Genomic DNA, 17,227 nt, shown 5'->3' with positions numbered 1-17,227 from the left:
CCGGTCAGACTGCTTTTACCGCACCGGACAATGAAATGTGGCCGATGCGGTAATTCTGTCCACCGCCTGCCAGCGGGTTTCTCCCTGCCGTAAAATGTATTTTCTTCCAGTTTGTTGTATCCCAGGCGGTGACGTCGATCAGCCTGTCATTGATGTTTTCCTCAGCTAATGGCGCAAGATCACTGAACGGTGCGATGTCCGTTATCTCTCTTTTGGCGTAAACCGCTTGTGCGACATCATTACTCATTTTTGCTGCCAGCACCGGATAAACCCGGATCTGCGGCCAGCCGAAGGCGTTGGCGACACCCTGAAAACCCGCTCCTGAAATAAAACGGTTCATGCCTGACACGTCCTGCCACAGATAAAACGGCGCGTAGATATTTTCTGTACTGCCGGTTTGCGGGCAGTCACGGCGGGCGTAGAGATACGTTTTGAAAATAAGCCCCGCCAGGCCATCAGTCCGGTATCCGTTATCGGCAATGCGCTTTTCAATAATGTCCATGTCGTAATCTGCGGGCAGCGTAAAACTGTATTGCATGGCAATCATCAGGCTGCTCCCTGCGGGATGCTGAACATGTCTCCGTGACTGAACGACCAGTCTTCCGGCCGGGTAAAACTCACCACTACCATCACATCAGCCGGAGAAATGCCCAGCGTGATGTGTAGCTTTTCGGCCAGATGCCGGAACAGTTGCTGTTTCTGATAACTGTTACGCGGTTTACCTGCCGTAATGTGAAACAGCAAAAAATCGTCCGAACGCCGGTCATTTTCGCCCGCTAAATAGGTGGGACTGATCACCCGCTGGCGGCGGACCGCCGGTTCGAACAGCTGAAAACAATCCTCTGCGGGCACGGAAAAGTGATCAACCAGTGTTTCCTGCAATGTGGCTGAAATGGCGTTCTGCCAGGCGTCCGCGCGGTGAGCAGGTAAAGAGATTCGGGTAAAAGGCATCGTCGGTTCCTCCGGTTACTGGTTACTGATCATTGAGAGCGGCGAAGCGGCTCAGGGCAGACGCGGCGGCGGGCCATCCGGCATAAAACGCCAGATGAGTGATCACTTCCGACAGTTCGGTATGTGTGACACCGTTGCTGACCGCCAGATCCAGATGAAAAGGCAGTTGTTCACTGCGGCTGAGGGCAATCAGTGCGGCAACAGTGATCAGGCTGCGGTCACGCGCAGACAGTTCATTTCGTTTCCACAGATCGCCGAATAACACCTGTTCCGTCAGTTCTGCCAGTTTGGGTGTCAGGCGTGACATGGTATCCAGCGTCTGCGTTTGGGAAGAGGTTGTGCTCATATCAGGCTCCTTTTTTCGGTGTGAAAAGGAGCATAAGGCGTTATGATTATCCTGAATATCGAAAATATCAGTAGCATTAATCCATAAAAACAGGATGATTAAGCATGGCGAAAAGACCGGTCACTTTTGATTCAGAAGCCTTGCGCAGTTTTGTTACCGGCATTGAGCTGGGGAGCTTTGTGCTGGCCGCTGACCGGCTGGGGCGTTCAACGTCTGCCGTCAGCGCACAGCTGAAAAAACTGGAGCAACAGGCGGGCACGGAGCTGGTACAGAAATCCGGACGGCACCTGATCCTGACCGGACGCGGCGAAGTGATGCTCAGTTATGCGAGGCGGATCCTCAGCCTGAATGATGAGGCCAGCGCCGTGCTGCTTGCCGGCGCGCTGAGTGGCAGCCTGAATCTGGGCATGCAGGAGGATTTCGGCGAAACCTTGTTACCGGCCATTCTCGGCACATTCACCCGCACGCATCCGCAGGTGCAAGTTTCGGCCAGTATTACCCGTAATCAGCAACTGCTGGACGGGATCCGGCATAACGAGTTTGATCTGGCTGTGTGCTGGCAGGCTGATGAAACGTCGCTTTTCCCGTCAAGCCGGTCGCTCGGACGTGTGCCGCTGCGCTGGATTGGCCCTGAAAATTTCAACCTGACGCATTATCAGGAAACCGGCGAACCGGTGCCTTTGCTGGTGTTCGAAGCGCCGTGCCTGATGCGTAACGCTGCGACGACGGCGCTGGATAATGCCGGAATTGCCTGGCGGATAGCCTTCACCAGCCGCAGTCTGAGCGGGATTTGGGCGGCAATGTCGGCCGGGCTCGGGGTCACCGTGCGTACGGATTTCGGTGTACCGGCAACCGTCAGAATTTTAAGGGAATTCCCCGCGCCAGGTGACGTGGGGATCAGCCTGCACCAGAGCCTGACGCCGCCGGGCGAGGCGGCCGCCAGCCTGAGGGAGGCCATTATCGGCTTCTTTACGCAGCAATACTGAGCCGCGGTAATTACTTTTTAACCGGTTGCTGACGGTAATGTTCCAGACGTTCGCGAAAATAAGCACGCAGATGTTCCGGCTGCTCCATCTCCACTTCATCTGCGTTGACCGGCAGATTATTGCGCTCACGCACCGCGACAGTCCCGGCCGCCAGCCCGGCACTCACTTTATCCATCTCTTCTTTGCTAAGCCCTGCGAGTGTTTTGTTCATGGTATCTCCTGTTGACTGCTTGCAGTTTAGCATTCTCAGCGGGCGAAAGGTTTTGCTTCCCGGCTCAGATCAGGTCTCAATTTCACCGTTGGTTTACAAAATCGTCAAAAACAGGCCATTATTTATTCTTCACTTGTCCGGAACGGAGCCTGAAGATGACCCGAATGACCGCCAGAGATTTCCCGCCTGAACTCCTCGAATACTTTGATTTCTATGTGCACGGCAAAATGACCAAACGTGAGTTTCTTGATCTCTCGGCGAAGTTTGTGGCGGGCGGATTGTCGCTGGCTGCACTGACCACGCTGATGACGCCAAATTATGCCTATGCCGAACAGGTACCCTTCACCGATCCGGATATTGTGGCGGAATACATTCAGTATCCGTCACCGCAGGGGCACGGCAGCGTGAAAGGTTATCTGGTACGTCCGGCCAACCTGACCGGCAAAGTGCCCGGCGTGGTGGTGGTGCATGAAAATCGCGGGCTGAATCCGTATATCGAAGATGTTGCGCGGCGGGTAGCGAAAGCCGGATTTGTGGCGCTGGCGCCGGACGGACTGAGTTCGGTCGGCGGTTATCCGGGCAATGACGAAAAAGGGCGCGAACTGCAAAAAAATGTCGATCCGACCAAGCTGATGAACGACTTTTTCGCGGCGGTAGAATTTCTGATGCACCACGGGACCGGCACCGGCAAAGTGGGTATCACCGGTTTCTGTTACGGCGGAGGTGTGGCGAATGCGGCTGCGGTGGCTTACCCTGAACTTGCTGCTGCCGTGCCATTCTACGGACGCCAGCCGAAACCGGAAGATGTGCCGCGCATCAAAGCGCCGTTATTGCTGCATTATGCTGAACTGGATAAGCCGATTACCGAAGGCTGGCCGGCATATGAAGCGGCGCTGAAGGCCAATGATAAAATTTATGAAGCGTATATTTACCCCGGTGTTAACCACGGTTTTCACAACGATTCGACGCCGCGTTATGATAAAGCGGCAGCCGATCTGGCGTGGGAAAGAACCGTTGCCTGGTTTAAAAAATACCTCGAATTACCGACAGAAAGTGCATAAAAGAAAAGAGCGGGAGGGTAAAATCCCCGCTCTTTTTTGTTTCAGACGCCTGTTATGATTTCAGGATGCCGTCGAAATCCGAAGCATCATGGCGCTCTTCCAGCTGTTCATCGCCCCAGGTGCGGTTCACAATGCGTCCGCGTTTAACCGCCGGACGGCTTGCGACCTCGGCGGCCCAGCGCTGGAAGTGCTTATAGGATTGGATGTCGAGGAATTTAGCAGACTCGTACAGACCGCCCTGTGCCAGACTGCCGTACCAGGTGAAAATGGCGATATCGGCAATCGTATATTCTTCACCGGCAATATAACGGTGTCCGGCAAGCTGACGGTCTAATACGTCGAGCTGGCGTTTGGCTTCCATGGTAAAGCGGTTAATGGCGTATTCGATTTTGACCGGCGCGTAGTGATAAAAATGACCGAAACCGCCGCCAAGATAGGGTGCGGACCCTTGCAGCCAGAACAACCAGTTCAGGGTTTCGGTGCGACCGGCAAGATCTTCAGGCAGGAATTTGCCGAACTTCTCTGCCAGATAAAGCAGGATGTTGCCCGATTCAAACACACGGATCGGCGGGGTGGTGGAGTTATCCAGCAGCGCCGGAATTTTCGAGTTCGGGTTAACGTCAACAAAGCCGCTGGAGAACTGATCGCCTTCGTTGATGCGGATAATAAATGCATCGTATTCCGCACCGCTGATGCCCAGCGCCAGTAACTCTTCCAGCAGGATCGTCACTTTCTGGCCGTTCGGCGTGCCAAGGGAATAAAGCTGAAGCGGGTGTTTACCCACCGGCAGCGTTTTTTCGTGCGTCGGGCCCGCTATCGGGCGGTTGATGTTCGAGAACTTGCTGACTTCATCTTTATTCCAGGTCCAGACTTCAGGGGGCTGATACTGTTCTGACATTGCAATCTCCGCATCTTTTTTTGAGTTAAGACCCAAAAGTTTAGCAGGAGATAAACAATGGCGGCGCTGAGAATGTGCCCTTGGGGGGCGGCTAGCTGGCAGTGTGATACAACCCTTTGCGCTTCCATTTCACATCGGCCACCGACTGGCCAGGGTGAATTTTTCCCTGTAACAGTAGATTGAATTTCGCGCCGGTGGCCCGTGTCAGGCGGCTTTGCAGAATATACACGGCCTCGCTGCCCAGCTCGCGGCAGGGTAAAAGCACGGACGTAAAGTTCATCGGCGTGAGGGTTTTCAGGCCATGCTCGAAATCCATGCTGATCACCGAAATATCCTCCGGTACCTGAATGCCGCACGCCGTCAGGGCTTCCAGCGTGGCGTGTGCAATCGGCGTGCTGCCGCAAATAATCGCCGACGGCAGCGATTCACGCGTATGTTCGCGCAGGTATTTTTCAAAACTTTCCCGCGCCTGCTCTTTGCCATTGCCGTGATTTATCAGCAAGTGTGTGGCTTCGTCGAAAACGATGTGATGTTCCAGGCAGGCACGTTTAAAGCCGTCCAGCCGCTGCATCATGGTTTCACGGCGCAGATCGGTGAACAGTAAAACCGGGCGATGGCCCTTGAGAAACAGGAAACTTGCCGCGCTGTAGCCCAGGGAATAATGGTCTGCGGATACGCAATCGAGGCGCATTTCGCGGTCTTTGGCATTGACCATTACCACCGGCTTATTGGATTCGGCGGCCAGGCGATAAAGCATCACGTCATCAATACCGATGATGATGATCCCGTCGGCATCCGACTGATGCAACGCCTGCATAAAGACGGCAATATCCGGATCATTCACCTCAAGCGCACATTTGCGGATATGAATATCGAAGCGCGCCACTTCCGCCGTTATTTGCTGAATCACTTCATAATAGTAGAGATCTTCATACGGAGAAAATGCCGCCGGAGGCGCGCAAATTAACAGAGAATTCATTAACAGACGACTGGCAGGAATGTCGCGCAAAATACCCATGTTTCTTGCGTGTGTAAATACTTTCTCTTTTGCCTGCGGGCTGACATTTGCTTTCCCTGCCAGCACACGGGAAACGGTGCTCGGAGATAGCCCGGTTAATTCCGCTATTTGCCTGATTTTTAATTTTCCCGTCATTTTGTGATCAACGCCTCATAAGAAGATGGACTTATTGCCACGGTTAACTGTTTGTAATTCATGGGCTATTCAGGATGATAGCAAATCCCGCAAACAGCACTGCAATTCCTGTCACAAATAGCAGTTGTTGGAAAAAAAAACCATTACTACTCTCCAGAATATAAACCTCACAAACAAGAAATAAGGTATTTATCCGCGCTGAATATTTAAAGAATTCAACAGGGTGACGCCCTTTATGTCGCTTAAATTCGTCTGCTGTCCGGTAAAATATTAAGGAGTAAAATAATGTTAAAAATAGCAATCATTGGTACGGGTAATATTTCGCATAATCATATTCAGGGATATTTAGAGTTTGCTGACCGTTGCCAGATTGTTGCGCTGGTAGATATTTACCCGGAGAAAGCCGAAGAGAAAAAACGTCATTACGGCCTCACGGGAGCCAAAGTCTACGCCAGCCATGAGGACATCCTCAATGATGCGAATATCGACGTTTTTGACGTTTGTACGCCACCGTATGTTCACGCTGAGATTTCTATTAATGCGCTGAATGCGGGGAAACATGTACTTTGCGAAAAACCCATGGCGGCCTCGTTACAGGAATGCGATGCGATGATCAGCGCCGTGCAGGCGAGCGGGAAAACGTTATCGATCATTGCGCAAAATCGTTTTACCGACGCGTTCTGGCGGCTGAAAAAAGTCCTCGATTCCGGCGAGGCCGGTAATGTATGCCATGCGCAAGTGGATTCCTTCTGGTGGCGCGGACATTCCTATTATGATTTATGGTGGCGCGGTACCTGGGAAAAAGAAGCGGGTGGTTGCACACTCAATCACGCCGTTCATCATATTGATGCAATTCAGTGGATGCTCGGTTTCCCGTCTGAAGTGGTATCGGTGATCACTAACGCCGCGCACGATAATGCCGAAGTGGAAGATCTCTCGGCGGCTATTTTCAAATACGACTCCGGCGCACTGACCCAACTGACGGCGTCGGTGGTGCATCACGGGGAAGATCAGAAAATTGTCATCCAGGGCACGAAAGCGCGCATTTCTGCTCCGTGGGATAAATACGCCAGCATTTCTGCCCCTAACGGTTTCCCGATCGATGCGCGCGATACGGATCGGGAAAACCAGCTTGAAGACATTTATCAGTCTGTCCCAAAACTCACTTATACCCTGCATACCGGCCAGATTGACAATTTCCTGACGGCACTGGAAACCGGCACCGCGCCGCTGATCGACGGCATTCAGGGCAAGCGCTCACTGGAGCTTATCGCCGCAATTTATAAATCAGCCATTACCCGCAGCATTGTCTCTTTGCCACTGACCCCTTCCGATCCGTTTTATCAGACCGGCGGGCTGATGTCGCTGGCACCGCATTTTTATGAAAAATCCGCCTCTGTAGATAACTTCGCCGATGAAGATGCAATCCCGCTCGGTAAAAACATGGATAAAGGAGCCTGAACATGAGTAATAAAGATGGTATGAACTACGCGCCGGTAGGCAAACCGCAGCCGGTGGTGAAACCCGGTGAATTCGTGATTGCCGCGGCGGCATTGGATCACGGGCATATCTACGGCATGTGCAATGGGCTGATCGAGGCGGGTGCCAGCCTGAAATGGGTTTACGATCCTGATCCGGCCAAAGTCGAAAAATTTGTCGCGCAGTATCCGCAGGTTAAGGTTGCGGATTCATTGCAGACACTCCTTGATGATAAGGCAGTGCAGATGATCGCCGGGGCAGGCATTCCGTCTGAACGCTGTGCGCTGGGGCTGAAAGTCATGGCGGCCGGGAAAGATTATTTCACTGACAAAGCGCCGCTGACCACGCTGGAACAACTGGCGCAAGCGAAGGCCAAAGTGGCCGAAACCGGGCGCAAGTATGCCGTGTATTACAGCGAACGACTGCATGTTGAAAGTGCGGTTTTCGCGGGGCAACTGGTGCAGGAAGGGGCGATCGGCCGGGTGATCCAGACCCTCGGGACGGGCCCGCACCGTGAAGGTGAAGGGCGTCCGGACTGGTTCTACGAGCGGGAACGTTTTGGCGGCATCTTGTGCGATATCGGCAGCCATCAGATTGAACAATTTTTGTTTTATACCGGCAACCATAATGCGCGCGTGGTGGCGGCACAGGCACTCAACTTCAATCACCCGCAATATCCGCACTTTGAAGATTTCGGCGACACGATGCTGGAAGGTGAAAACGGTGCGCGCGGTTATTTCCGCTGCGACTGGTTTACCCCTGAGGGGCTGAGTACCTGGGGCGACGGCCGTCTGACGCTGCTCGGTACCGGGGGTTATATCGAGATCCGCAAATATGTCGATCTCACGCTCGGCGAACAGGACGTGGTGTATCTGGTCAATCAGCAAGGCGAATTCCGTTTCCCGGTTTCCGGCCACGTCGGCTTCCCGTTCTTTGGCCAACTGATCCTTGACTGCCTGAACCGTACCGAAAACGCCATGACGCAGGAGCATGCCTTTAAAGCCGCCGAGTTGTGCGTCCGTGCGCAAATGCTGGCAAACGAAACTCACTGAAACGGGAGCAGATGATGAAAACTCTTCAGGCTGCGGTGATCGGTTGCGGAGCTATCCATACCTGCCATGTAGCGGCGATCCGCCAGAACCCGGAGTGCCGGTTACGCGCGATTGCGGAGTGCGATATCGGCAAAGGCCGGGCGCTGGCCCGGGAATACGGGTGTGATTTTTACACGGATTATCATGAGATGTTGAGGGACCCGCAGATCGACGTGGTGCATATCTGTCTGCCGCATCATCTGCACAAGGAGGCTATTCTCGCCGCACTGGCAGCCGGAAAGCATATTTTCACCGAGAAACCGGTGGCGCTGAATAGCGGCGAAGTCAGCGCCATTAAACTCGCGGAGGAAAAGGCCGCAGGACACATTGGCGTCTGTCATCAGAACCGCCTGAACCCTTCCAGCCAGAAAATCAAAATGCTGCTGGAAAGCGGGCAACTGGGCAACATGCTGAGCATCAAAGCCGTTCTGACCTGGTCGCGCAGCGATGCCTATTACAGCGAAAGCCTGTGGCGCGGGCGGTTTGCCACCGAAGGCGGCAGCCTGCTGATCAATCAGGCAATTCATACACTGGATTTAATGCAGTGGTTTGGTGGCGGTGTTCTGGCGCTGAAAGGGGTGGTCGAAAGAACCTTTCTCAGTGATGTGACGGAAAATGAAGACACCGCCATGGCCAGTCTGAAAATGACCAACGGGGCCCGCGGATTGTTTTATGCCACCAACTGCCACAGCACAGATTCGCCGTTACTGCTGGAGATCCACTGTGAAAAAGGACTGCTGCAGTTGTATCACAACACGTTATGGCTGACTGAAGGAGAAAACAAAACATTGCTGGTCAGCGATGACAGTCCGTCAGGAGCAACCAAAAGCTACTGGGGTGACAGTCACCGTCAGGCCGTTTCAAATTTCTATTATTCACTTCGACATCCTGAAGAAAAAAATTATACCTCTGTTTCACAAGCCGGAGTGTCTCTGAATATTATCGGGGCAATCTACCGTTCTTCACAATCAGGGAAATGGATCACTCTGGCTGATTAAATAATTTATTAATTACCTCACATTCACAGGATAATAATAATGAAACCTACTGAACGCAGAGTGGGTTACGGCACGGCTATAGGCTATGGCGTAACCGACTTATTTGGTGGCGGTGCATTCGCCGTTATCGGTACCTGGCTTTTATTCTTCTATACCATGTATTGCGGATTAACCGTTTTAGAAGCGGGGTCTATTTTTGCTATTGCCCGTGTGATTGACGCCGTATTAAGTCCGATTATGGGCTATATTACCGATCACTTTGGCAATACATGGCTTGGAAAACGGTTTGGCCGCCGTCGGTTTTTCCTGCTGCTCAGCTCGCCGCTGATGTTCCTGTATGCGCTGGTCTGGATCAAAGACATGGGCTACTGGTATTACCTTGGCACGTATCTGTCGATTGAATTACTGTCGGCGATGGTGCTGGTGCCGTGGGAAACGCTGGCGGCAGAGATGACCAACCGCTTTGGCGAACGTACCCGCCTTGCCGGTGTGCGTATGATTTGCTCGCAACTCGGTGGCTTCCTGGCCGTGTCTGTGCCGGGGGTGATCATGATGTTTACCGGTAAAGATAATCCGATGACCTATACCTATACCGGTATGTTTTTCGCCACGGTATTTTGTATTGCGGTTTTCACCACATGGCTGTGTACCTGGGAAGCCAAAGATGTGCGGGATCCGGATGAGCCGGAACCGGAAATGGAAACCGGCGGCAACCTCTGGCATCATCTGAAACGTCTGGTTTTAGATTTTATCTCATCGTTTAATATCCGTATGTTTCGTCAGCATATTATTATTTATATTGCTTCCTTCACGGCCATGGACGTATTCGGTGCTGTCTTTACCTATTATGTGGTTTATGGCCTGAATCAGGATGTGGGGGCAGTTTCCGGTTATTTAAGTGTGGCGGCTTTTGTTTCTGTGCCATCGACAATTTTTTATATGATGGTTATGGAACGCCTGAATCTTTCACCGTCAGCTGCGTTGCGGATAGCTTATGGGTGTATATTTATTGTGCTGGCTGTTCTGTTTTATATTTATATCACCAGGACATCAGTACCATTAATCCTATTTACCTCCATATTTGTTATATTAGGTTTCGGACGTTCAGGGCTTTATTATATCCCATGGAATATTTACAGCTTTATTCCGGACGTCGACGAAATAGTCACTAAAAAACGCCGCGAGGGGATCTTTGCCGGGGTCATGGTATTTACCCGTAAAAGTACCGTCGCGATTGCCATCATGATCGTTGGCCTGGTGCTGGAAGAATGTGGATTTGTGAAAGGGCAGGGCGCTCAGCCGGTCAGTGCGTTACACGCGATCATCGGTCTGATGATCTTCGCCACCGGTGCGTTGCTGGCGATCAGTTTCTATATGACTTTCAAATTCAAACTAACGCGGGATACGCATAAAATTCTGATCAAAGAAACGGCGCGCCTGAAACTGGGCGGCGCTCAGGAAGATTGTGATGAAACCGCGCGTAAGGTGATTAAAGATCTGACCGGTTACGAATACAACGAAGTCTGGGGCGGCAGCGCGACACGTAAAACCACGCGGGAAAAATTAGCGATTGAGTAATCAGTCGCCTGCGGGCAGCAACAAGGCCCGCAGGAATTTCCTGTCAGTGATCCGGTGCGGGCAGGGTCTGGTTTCCGTCTCCCAGTGCGCGCTGCATAAACACGGTGTCCAGCCAGCGGCCATGCTTAAATCCAACGCAATGCAGCGTGCCTTTCATCTGAAAACCGGCAGCGAGATGTAAGCTGATTGAGGCTTTATTTTCGCTGTCACCAACGTTACCGATCAACTGACGATAGCCGTGGGTTTCTGCCCAGTCTATCGCCCGGCGAAGCAGGGCTTTCCCCGCGCCGCGCTTCTGAAAAGCAGGATCAATATAGATTGAATCCTCCAGTGTATGGCGGTACGCATAGCGTTCACGATAATGTCCGAGGTAGCAATATCCCTTCACTTCGCCTTCATGCAAAACTACCAGCCAGAGTAAACCTGCGTCTTTAATTTTCTTCAGACGACCCGCCATCTCGCGTTCATCCGGTGGCTGCGTCTCAAACGAGGCGGTTCCATGAAGCACGTGCCAGGCATAAATTTTCTGTATCGCAGGAATATGCTGCGCTTCGGCTTCCGTAATTTCCATTCTTGCAGGTTCTCATCAGTGATTTCTGTTTTGCCTACTCTTTCCCAAATGTATCAGGGAGAGCAAACCCTTTATCACTGATATAAGGAAAAGCTTTGGTTAGCCGGACTTAAGCGGGGCATCTATATACTTTTTTCTTCTTAGCAGTGCTTTATTGGTTTTTTAAACTGCGGTAATCCTCCTGCTATAGTCAGTCCATTGTCCATTAGCGGTTATTTTTTAAGGAAAAAAAGTGAAACTGACGTTACCTCATTTACGCACGGGTGCTGTGGTATTGCTGGCGGGATTACTGCTGGCGGGTTGTGATCAAAAAAGTGACGATACGAAGCATATCAAAGTCGGCGTGATTAATGGCGCAGAGCAGGATGTGGCGGAAGTGGCGAAAAAGGTCGCGAAGGATAAATACGGTCTGGATGTCGAACTGGTTGGTTTCAGTGGTTCATTATTACCAAATGACGCAACCGAGCATGGTGATCTGGATGCGAACGTTTTCCAGCACCGTCCGTTCCTTGATCAGGATAATAAAGCCCACGGTTATCATCTGGTGGCGGTTGGCAACACTTTTGTGTTCCCGATGGCGGGTTACTCGAAAAAAATCAAAACGGTGGATCAGCTGAAAGATGGCGCGACGGTGGCGATCCCTAACGATCCGACCAATTTAGGCCGGGCGCTTCTTCTGCTGCAAAAAGAGAAGCTGATCACCCTGAAAGAGGGCAAAGGCCTGCTGCCGACGGCGCTGGATATCACCGCAAACCCGCATCATCTGAATATTATGGAACTGGAAGGTGCGCAGTTACCGCGCGTGCTGGATGACCCGAAAGTTGATGTGGCGATCATCAGCACGACCTATATCCAGCAAACCGGGTTATCACCGGTGCATGACAGCGTATTTATTGAAGATAAAAATTCGCCGTACGTGAACATTCTGGTTTCACGACCAGACAATAAAGATGCGGAAAATGTGCAGGAGTTTCTGAAATCGTATCAGTCGCCTGAAGTGGCAAAAGCGGCGGAGAAAATCTTTAACGGCGGCGCGGTGCCGGGCTGGTGATTGGCTAAACCGGACAATTTAACCTGCTGATAAACCTGAATAGCCCACTTAAAGGTGGGCTTTTTTATTCAGTTCAGCCAGGCCGCCACCCCGCCGTGCCTTGAACATGTACCCCGTCGATGCGTACTGAAACTGTATGTTCCATCCCTGCACTGAGCCGATGCGCCATCGGGCGCTTTTCCCGATTTGGTATGCGCCGGACGGTGAATTTCCTGCCCGTCTGAGTTAGTGTAATCCCCTTGCTCAATGAGTTCACTATCCTGCGACGAAGGCGGCGTATGCTGTCTGGCCACAGCCGTGTTGCATAAAAGAGCCACTGCAAAAAGGAAAAATCCCAGTAAGCGCATGATTGCACTTTTCCCTGTAGAGGTTGTATGACCTGAATGATTGACGAGGAGAATACTCCTGATAACCACATAAACAATGCTGATATTTAAACAGTAGTTAACTGACTTATTAAGTTTCGTAATGATTAGTTCAGCATCTCCTTCTATCAGGCAGGTGTAGAGAAGACATGAATCATTTAGAATCCGCTTCACTACGTTATGAAAAAATTACATGGAAATATTGCAATCGTAACGTTATTCATAGCGATACAGGGGAAGAAAAAGCGTAAATAATAAAACTAAGTGGCAATAACTCTCCGTTTATTAAGGGGCTGTATGACGTGGATCTATGATGTTAAAAAAACGTTCAGTCATAATATTTTATTTCAGTGAAAATAAAGTTTTCGAGTTCGGGCATTTAACTCAATACAATGACAAATAAGAGGGTTTTTAGAGTTAATTTGAGTGTATTCATTAGGGGGATTTAAATGGCGATAAATATATAGGTTATTTATGGCACATATTAACCCAAAACAACAATTCCGGAGGCCTAATATCTGAGCGTTTTTAACGGAGAGATTAATATGACATGGAATAAAGAGGAAGCAATAAGCTGGGCAAGGCAACATGCGCAGCCTCACAGCACTGGTTATTGTGCGCGTTATGTTGCGAGGGCAATTGAGGAGGGTGGGCTTCTCATTTCTCATGCAAACGCTCATGATTTCGGTGGGTCACTAAGGGGGGCCGGATTTCATGAGATGCCAGGCGGCACCCCACCCGAAAAAGGGGACCTTGCGGTAATCCAGCCGATACCAGGCCCCCCTGTGGACATACCGCTATTTTTGATGGAGTAAGCTGGTACTCAGATTTTAAACAGCGAACAATGTACCCCGGCGAAGCCTATCGCCATTATCAGCCCGCCTATAAAATTTAGCGGAAGAGGTGAGTGATGCGCAGATACATTCTGGCTGCAATGATGTTTACCTGTGTGGCGCGCGCTGAGACAACACCGCAGCAGCAGGCTGAAATATTTTATCGTTGGTACATCCAGCAGGTTAGTGGCCTTGAAAACCCGCTGGAGAATCCGAAACTTTCCGGATACGTAGAGCACGGGACATACGCCATCCTGATGAAAGCCTACAAGGCCAATGAGATTGATGTTGATTACTTCACGAAAGTTCAGGACTTTGATGATAAGGACTGGCTACAGCATATAACGGCTGAAAAGGTGGTTATTGATCCTGTTTGCACAAACGTTTACATGTCCTTTGGACTGGCAGACAGGAAACGGGTTGCCGCCTGCTTTGTTAGAGATAAGGGAGGGTGGAAAATTAGGTCAGTGACAGACCTGCCCTAAAATGTATTAGCTCAGACACTTGACCTGACACAACTACGGCACAAACCAAAGTGACAGTGAAGTGGCATACTGAATAAATCGCCCTATTTTTGGCGGTTTTAATGCATGCATTTACTTCACTAACTAATTTTTATGTAGGCATATAAACACAATAATTTTGGTTAACTCAAAAAAATAATATGATGAAAATCTGATCAGTCCAAACTGCAAGGATTAGCAGGTGCATCATGTTTACACTCTACGAAGGCCGTGAAATTGAATGGGAACTCAGCCCAGAAGACTTCGCCTATATCTGCTCACCCGAGCACGCTTTAGAACAATCTAAAACCCACTATGATCTGGATGAGCGAAATTACCGCAGCAAATTCAGCCCCTTTAGTGTTCCTGAGCGCCTTTACTCAGGACTGCCCATATGGCGACGGGCACAGGCCGGGTATGTGGATCCCATTTACGACTCAATAAAAGAGCATCTTCAGTTAGGCTGGCTGATGGGTGTGGATACCACTGAGCAATGGAATTGGGTCGAAAACCCGTTTTACGTTGATGAAAATGGTGACCTGATTTGTGACAGAGCCTATCTGTACCACGAAGGGTTTATTCGACAGGCTATGGATGCTTATGAATTCGCCGTAGCTGAAAGACAAGGTGTAAAAGCCCTTCCAACTCAGAAATATGATCACGGGCGTTGGGGTTCAGCGCCTGTTCAACATGCCCAGTCAACTAAGACAATCAATAGTAAAGCTGCCGGGCGGTTATTAGCTGCTGGCGGTATCTACAATGGAAACATAGAAGGCTACGCCAAAACAGCTCAGCAGAGATGCCCCGGCGGGTTACGATCAAGTTCTTAATGAAACAACAGCAGGATCGGCTATTGCTTTGGCATCTATCGGCGCGGCCTTTGGGCTTGGTCGGTTGGGGTCAATGCAAGAAATAGAGAGCATTGAAAAAATATAGGGAGCAAGAGGGCCTGCAAGTCTACGAGAGTTTGATCCTGACTTGGCCGGTGGGCCGCTTGAAAAGCTAAGTACAGAAGGTGTTAACATCACGCACGCGGGCGTTGATACCGTTGAGCTTCATATTTCGCGTTTCGAACCCGACAGTGCTAATGACTTTATGATTGACCGGCTACGAAAGATCTCTGACGGTACTTTAGCCCCAGCACCAGTAGATTTGAACTATTTCACCCATGAATGCCGTGAATTTCAACGATATTGCAATTTAGGATGGGAGTCAGGGCAACCAACAGACGGTGTTGCAGCGTATGATTTATGGAATAACGCCCACACAGCAACACTTGAGGAATTCGGTTTGCGAGATAATCAACTTTATCACCCGGATGCGTTTAAATGATGACTAAAGCAGAACAAGATATTCTCAAGGTTTTAATGGCTGATGAGAAAAAATGGACTTGGATGACTCTGGATCGGATGCTTTCGATAAGGGGCTTGGGCGGGGTTGGGCAGGTACCACGTTATGTAGCGAAACTTGCGGAGGATGGAATGATCAACATAGTTGAAGGCAATAAGCCAGCAATGCCTTTCTATGTAATTACCCCTAAGGGGCGAGCGATAGTTGAGAGACTTATCAGCCAAAGTGACGACTCAGTCTCTCAGAGTGACTAGTGGTCTTGGCAAAACTAGCACTAGCGGCTAAATGCCGACCAACTCATTGGGCGGTATTTTAATGCCTGCTGCATGGCTCAAAGTGGCACTGTTTTCAGGGAGGAGATCAATGCCATGTTTGTGCAGGGTAAATGGTCTAACAGCCCTTTTTTGGGACGATGGCTGTCATCTAAGGTAGCAGGGGGACCCATAGGCTAAAAGAGATAATTTTCTGAACCACACAGTAGGGATTCTAAAGGCTGCATTTTAGTATCTTTGAATAATTCGTCTCGGACGGAAGCAAAAATCTCTCGAAAGCTTTACTCGCAGGAGAGTGTGGCAGCGTGAACAACGCATACGAAAGGTCAACTCCAAACAGAGGTTTTTATACTCTAAAGCTTTGGTAAAGCCCTAGAGTAGTCTCAAAGTGAATTTACAAATATTTACCTATTTAAACTTAACTTTATATTTAGTTACGAGTAGCTTACACAAAAAGCACCATAGACCTTCTTTGTATCGCTTACATTGTGGCATCAATTTATATTTCTCCAGGGAGGAGATGTGTCAATGCTAGCTGCCAAAACCTCAAGTCACGAAAAAAGTTTTCTGAAAATCGTTTTGAATAATGACTATTATTATACACTGAAGATACTGAGATTCTTAGTTGTTACTCTAGTGGGATCTTATTCATCTATAGGTTACAGTTTTTCTGGAATAGACATACCTGATATCAAACCTTTTCAGGAAGAATCCGTCATTGTTCAGAAAGGAAATGTTGTATACTTTGATGGTCTTATATCAAAAGAATCTTTTACAACACTAAGTAATTTCCCACACCCAGATAAAATTGAATCCATTTCAATCAATAGCATGGGAGGTGACGTTGAAGCTGCTCTCGATATAGCTGATTGGATGTGGGAAAATCATATTAATATAAGAATTCGTACTGTTTGCGCATCTGCTTGTGCAAATTATCTATTTCCTGCTGCAAGAAATAAATTCATAGGAAAAGATTCTTACCTATTACTGCACGGTGGTGTAAACAGTCCTGAAAAAGAGTTTCAGCTGGATACGAATACGGATTTTTCGAGAAATAGCTTCTTTGAGTCCCCAGAAGTAAAGAAAATCAAATCTAGAGAATTGGTTTTTTACCATAAAATTAATGTTGGCTCTAAATACCCTTATTGCCCACAGTTAGAAGAGAATTATTCAGATAAATTTCCGGAAAAGTGGTTTTCATATGAACCTCTTTCTCTTGAAAAATTTGGCATATCCAATATCCATTATGCCAACTCACCTTCTCAATGGATTTTATTGATGAGAAGTAAAAATGTTATTTTCGCAAACAATTGTAATTAGGAGATTCGATAATGCGTGAGCTTTCAACAGTTGAAATGAACGTTGTAGCAGGTCATACCTTACATGCTTCAAGGTAGTCAGCCTGTAAGCACACCTGTTTTAGTTCCACGCACTTTTTGAGACTTCCGGGTTTTCGGCCATCAGCCGGTACTCTTCCGGCGTCAGGTTGTTCAGGGATTCATGAGGCCGCTCGTTGTTATATTCAGCCAG

At 49.5% G+C, this 17,227-nt stretch carries 19 protein-coding genes and 2 pseudogenes; 12 read left to right on the top strand and 9 right to left on the bottom strand.

The genetic code is table 11. The annotated features are described in order from the left end of the window. Positions 1–4: 4 nt before the first annotated feature. The 3 genes from J1781_RS02450 to J1781_RS02440 are packed head-to-tail and all read right to left on the bottom strand — an operon-like array spanning position 5 to position 1,297. Positions 5–547, bottom strand: coding sequence for a DUF4865 family protein (locus J1781_RS02450; RefSeq protein WP_129991731.1), 543 nt, complete (start codon positions 545–547; stop codon positions 5–7). Continuing rightward, on the bottom strand, positions 547–951 hold the full coding sequence (locus J1781_RS02445) for a tautomerase family protein (RefSeq protein ID WP_129952252.1): 405 nt from the start codon (positions 949–951) through the stop codon (positions 547–549). The genes J1781_RS02450 and J1781_RS02445 overlap by 1 nt, the downstream gene beginning before the upstream one ends. Before the next feature lie 22 nt (positions 952–973). Beyond that, positions 974–1,297, bottom strand: a complete 324-nt coding sequence (locus tag J1781_RS02440; RefSeq protein ID WP_129991732.1) for a carboxymuconolactone decarboxylase family protein — start codon at positions 1,295–1,297, stop codon at positions 974–976. Between the two features lie 104 nt (positions 1,298–1,401). Between J1781_RS02440 and J1781_RS02435 the strand changes: the two genes are divergently transcribed. Further along, positions 1,402–2,283, top strand: a complete 882-nt coding sequence (locus J1781_RS02435) for a LysR substrate-binding domain-containing protein (protein WP_129991733.1) — start codon at positions 1,402–1,404, stop codon at positions 2,281–2,283. A gap of 10 nt (positions 2,284–2,293) precedes the next feature. Here the strand turns inward: J1781_RS02435 and J1781_RS02430 are convergent, their stop codons facing one another. After that, positions 2,294–2,494 (bottom strand): DNA polymerase III subunit theta, encoded by a 201-nt coding sequence (locus tag J1781_RS02430; protein ID WP_129952255.1) that lies wholly within the window; start codon positions 2,492–2,494, stop codon positions 2,294–2,296. Between the two features lie 155 nt (positions 2,495–2,649). Here J1781_RS02430 and yghX point away from each other — a divergent pair, with 155 nt between their 5' ends. After that, positions 2,650–3,555 carry a YghX family hydrolase gene (gene yghX, locus J1781_RS02425; RefSeq protein WP_129952256.1) on the top strand — a complete coding sequence of 302 codons (906 nt, stop codon included), beginning with the start codon at positions 2,650–2,652 and terminating at the stop codon, positions 3,553–3,555. Positions 3,556–3,607: 52 nt separating this feature from the next. Here yghX and yghU read toward each other — a convergent pair whose 3' ends face one another. Further along, positions 3,608–4,453, bottom strand: a complete 846-nt coding sequence (gene yghU, locus J1781_RS02420; protein WP_217233155.1) for a glutathione-dependent disulfide-bond oxidoreductase — start codon at positions 4,451–4,453, stop codon at positions 3,608–3,610. A gap of 91 nt (positions 4,454–4,544) precedes the next feature. Beyond that, positions 4,545–5,606, bottom strand: coding sequence for a LacI family DNA-binding transcriptional regulator (locus tag J1781_RS02415; RefSeq protein WP_217220218.1), 1,062 nt, complete (start codon positions 5,604–5,606; stop codon positions 4,545–4,547). A 285-nt stretch (positions 5,607–5,891) separates the two neighbouring features. Here J1781_RS02415 and J1781_RS02410 point away from each other — a divergent pair, with 285 nt between their 5' ends. The 4 genes from J1781_RS02410 to J1781_RS02395 are packed head-to-tail and all read left to right on the top strand — an operon-like array spanning position 5,892 to position 10,752. Continuing rightward, complete coding sequence (locus tag J1781_RS02410) at positions 5,892–7,067, top strand: Gfo/Idh/MocA family protein (RefSeq protein WP_217233154.1); 1,176 nt, start codon at positions 5,892–5,894, stop codon at positions 7,065–7,067. Positions 7,068–7,069: 2 nt separating this feature from the next. Next, on the top strand, positions 7,070–8,137 hold the full coding sequence (locus tag J1781_RS02405; protein WP_129952260.1) for a Gfo/Idh/MocA family protein: 1,068 nt from the start codon (positions 7,070–7,072) through the stop codon (positions 8,135–8,137). A 14-nt stretch (positions 8,138–8,151) separates the two neighbouring features. After that, entirely contained in the window at positions 8,152–9,174 is a 1,023-nt protein-coding gene (locus J1781_RS02400) for a Gfo/Idh/MocA family protein (protein ID WP_217233163.1), read from the top strand. A 39-nt stretch (positions 9,175–9,213) separates the two neighbouring features. Then, positions 9,214–10,752 carry an MFS transporter gene (locus J1781_RS02395; protein ID WP_217233153.1) on the top strand — a complete coding sequence of 513 codons (1,539 nt, stop codon included), beginning with the start codon at positions 9,214–9,216 and terminating at the stop codon, positions 10,750–10,752. Between the two features lie 43 nt (positions 10,753–10,795). Here the strand turns inward: J1781_RS02395 and J1781_RS02390 are convergent, their stop codons facing one another. Next, positions 10,796–11,323, bottom strand: coding sequence for a GNAT family N-acetyltransferase (locus J1781_RS02390; RefSeq protein WP_217218680.1), 528 nt, complete (start codon positions 11,321–11,323; stop codon positions 10,796–10,798). A 232-nt stretch (positions 11,324–11,555) separates the two neighbouring features. Here J1781_RS02390 and nlpA point away from each other — a divergent pair, with 232 nt between their 5' ends. Continuing rightward, complete coding sequence (gene nlpA / locus J1781_RS02385; protein WP_129952264.1) at positions 11,556–12,374, top strand: lipoprotein NlpA; 819 nt, start codon at positions 11,556–11,558, stop codon at positions 12,372–12,374. A gap of 68 nt (positions 12,375–12,442) precedes the next feature. Here the strand turns inward: nlpA and J1781_RS02380 are convergent, their stop codons facing one another. Beyond that, positions 12,443–12,721 carry a DUF3761 domain-containing protein gene (locus J1781_RS02380; RefSeq protein ID WP_129952265.1) on the bottom strand — a complete coding sequence of 93 codons (279 nt, stop codon included), beginning with the start codon at positions 12,719–12,721 and terminating at the stop codon, positions 12,443–12,445. A 928-nt stretch (positions 12,722–13,649) separates the two neighbouring features. On the opposite strand from J1781_RS02380, the gene J1781_RS02375 reads away from it, so the two are divergent. The 5 genes and pseudogenes from J1781_RS02375 to J1781_RS02360 all read left to right on the top strand — a co-directional run bounded on the left by J1781_RS02375 (position 13,650) and on the right by J1781_RS02360 (position 17,017). Continuing rightward, positions 13,650–14,057: a YqhG/Tai3 family protein gene (locus J1781_RS02375; RefSeq protein WP_129991736.1), complete on the top strand. Its 408-nt coding sequence runs from the start codon at positions 13,650–13,652 to the stop codon at positions 14,055–14,057. 227 nt (positions 14,058–14,284) lie between these two features. After that, positions 14,285–14,993: pseudogene (locus tag J1781_RS26110) on the top strand (hypothetical protein); the annotation flags it as partial. 60 nt (positions 14,994–15,053) lie between these two features. Continuing rightward, positions 15,054–15,407 carry a colicin gene (locus J1781_RS26105; RefSeq protein ID WP_238483027.1) on the top strand — a complete coding sequence of 118 codons (354 nt, stop codon included), beginning with the start codon at positions 15,054–15,056 and terminating at the stop codon, positions 15,405–15,407. After that, positions 15,404–15,679 (top strand): hypothetical protein, encoded by a 276-nt coding sequence (locus J1781_RS02365; protein ID WP_129952268.1) that lies wholly within the window; start codon positions 15,404–15,406, stop codon positions 15,677–15,679. The genes J1781_RS26105 and J1781_RS02365 overlap by 4 nt, the downstream gene beginning before the upstream one ends. A gap of 546 nt (positions 15,680–16,225) precedes the next feature. Beyond that, positions 16,226–17,017 (top strand): hypothetical protein, encoded by a 792-nt coding sequence (locus tag J1781_RS02360; RefSeq protein WP_217233152.1) that lies wholly within the window; start codon positions 16,226–16,228, stop codon positions 17,015–17,017. A gap of 99 nt (positions 17,018–17,116) precedes the next feature. Here J1781_RS02360 and J1781_RS02355 read toward each other — a convergent pair. After that, positions 17,117–17,227 (bottom strand): annotated as a pseudogene (locus tag J1781_RS02355) (integrase); the annotation flags it as partial.

The sequence above is a fragment of the Rahnella perminowiae genome (genome assembly GCF_019049695.1).
GTDB classification, from domain to species: Bacteria; Pseudomonadota; Gammaproteobacteria; order Enterobacterales; family Enterobacteriaceae; genus Rahnella; species Rahnella perminowiae.
The sequence above is the reverse complement of the archived record's forward strand: the minus strand, read 5'-3'. Positions and strand labels throughout refer to the sequence as shown.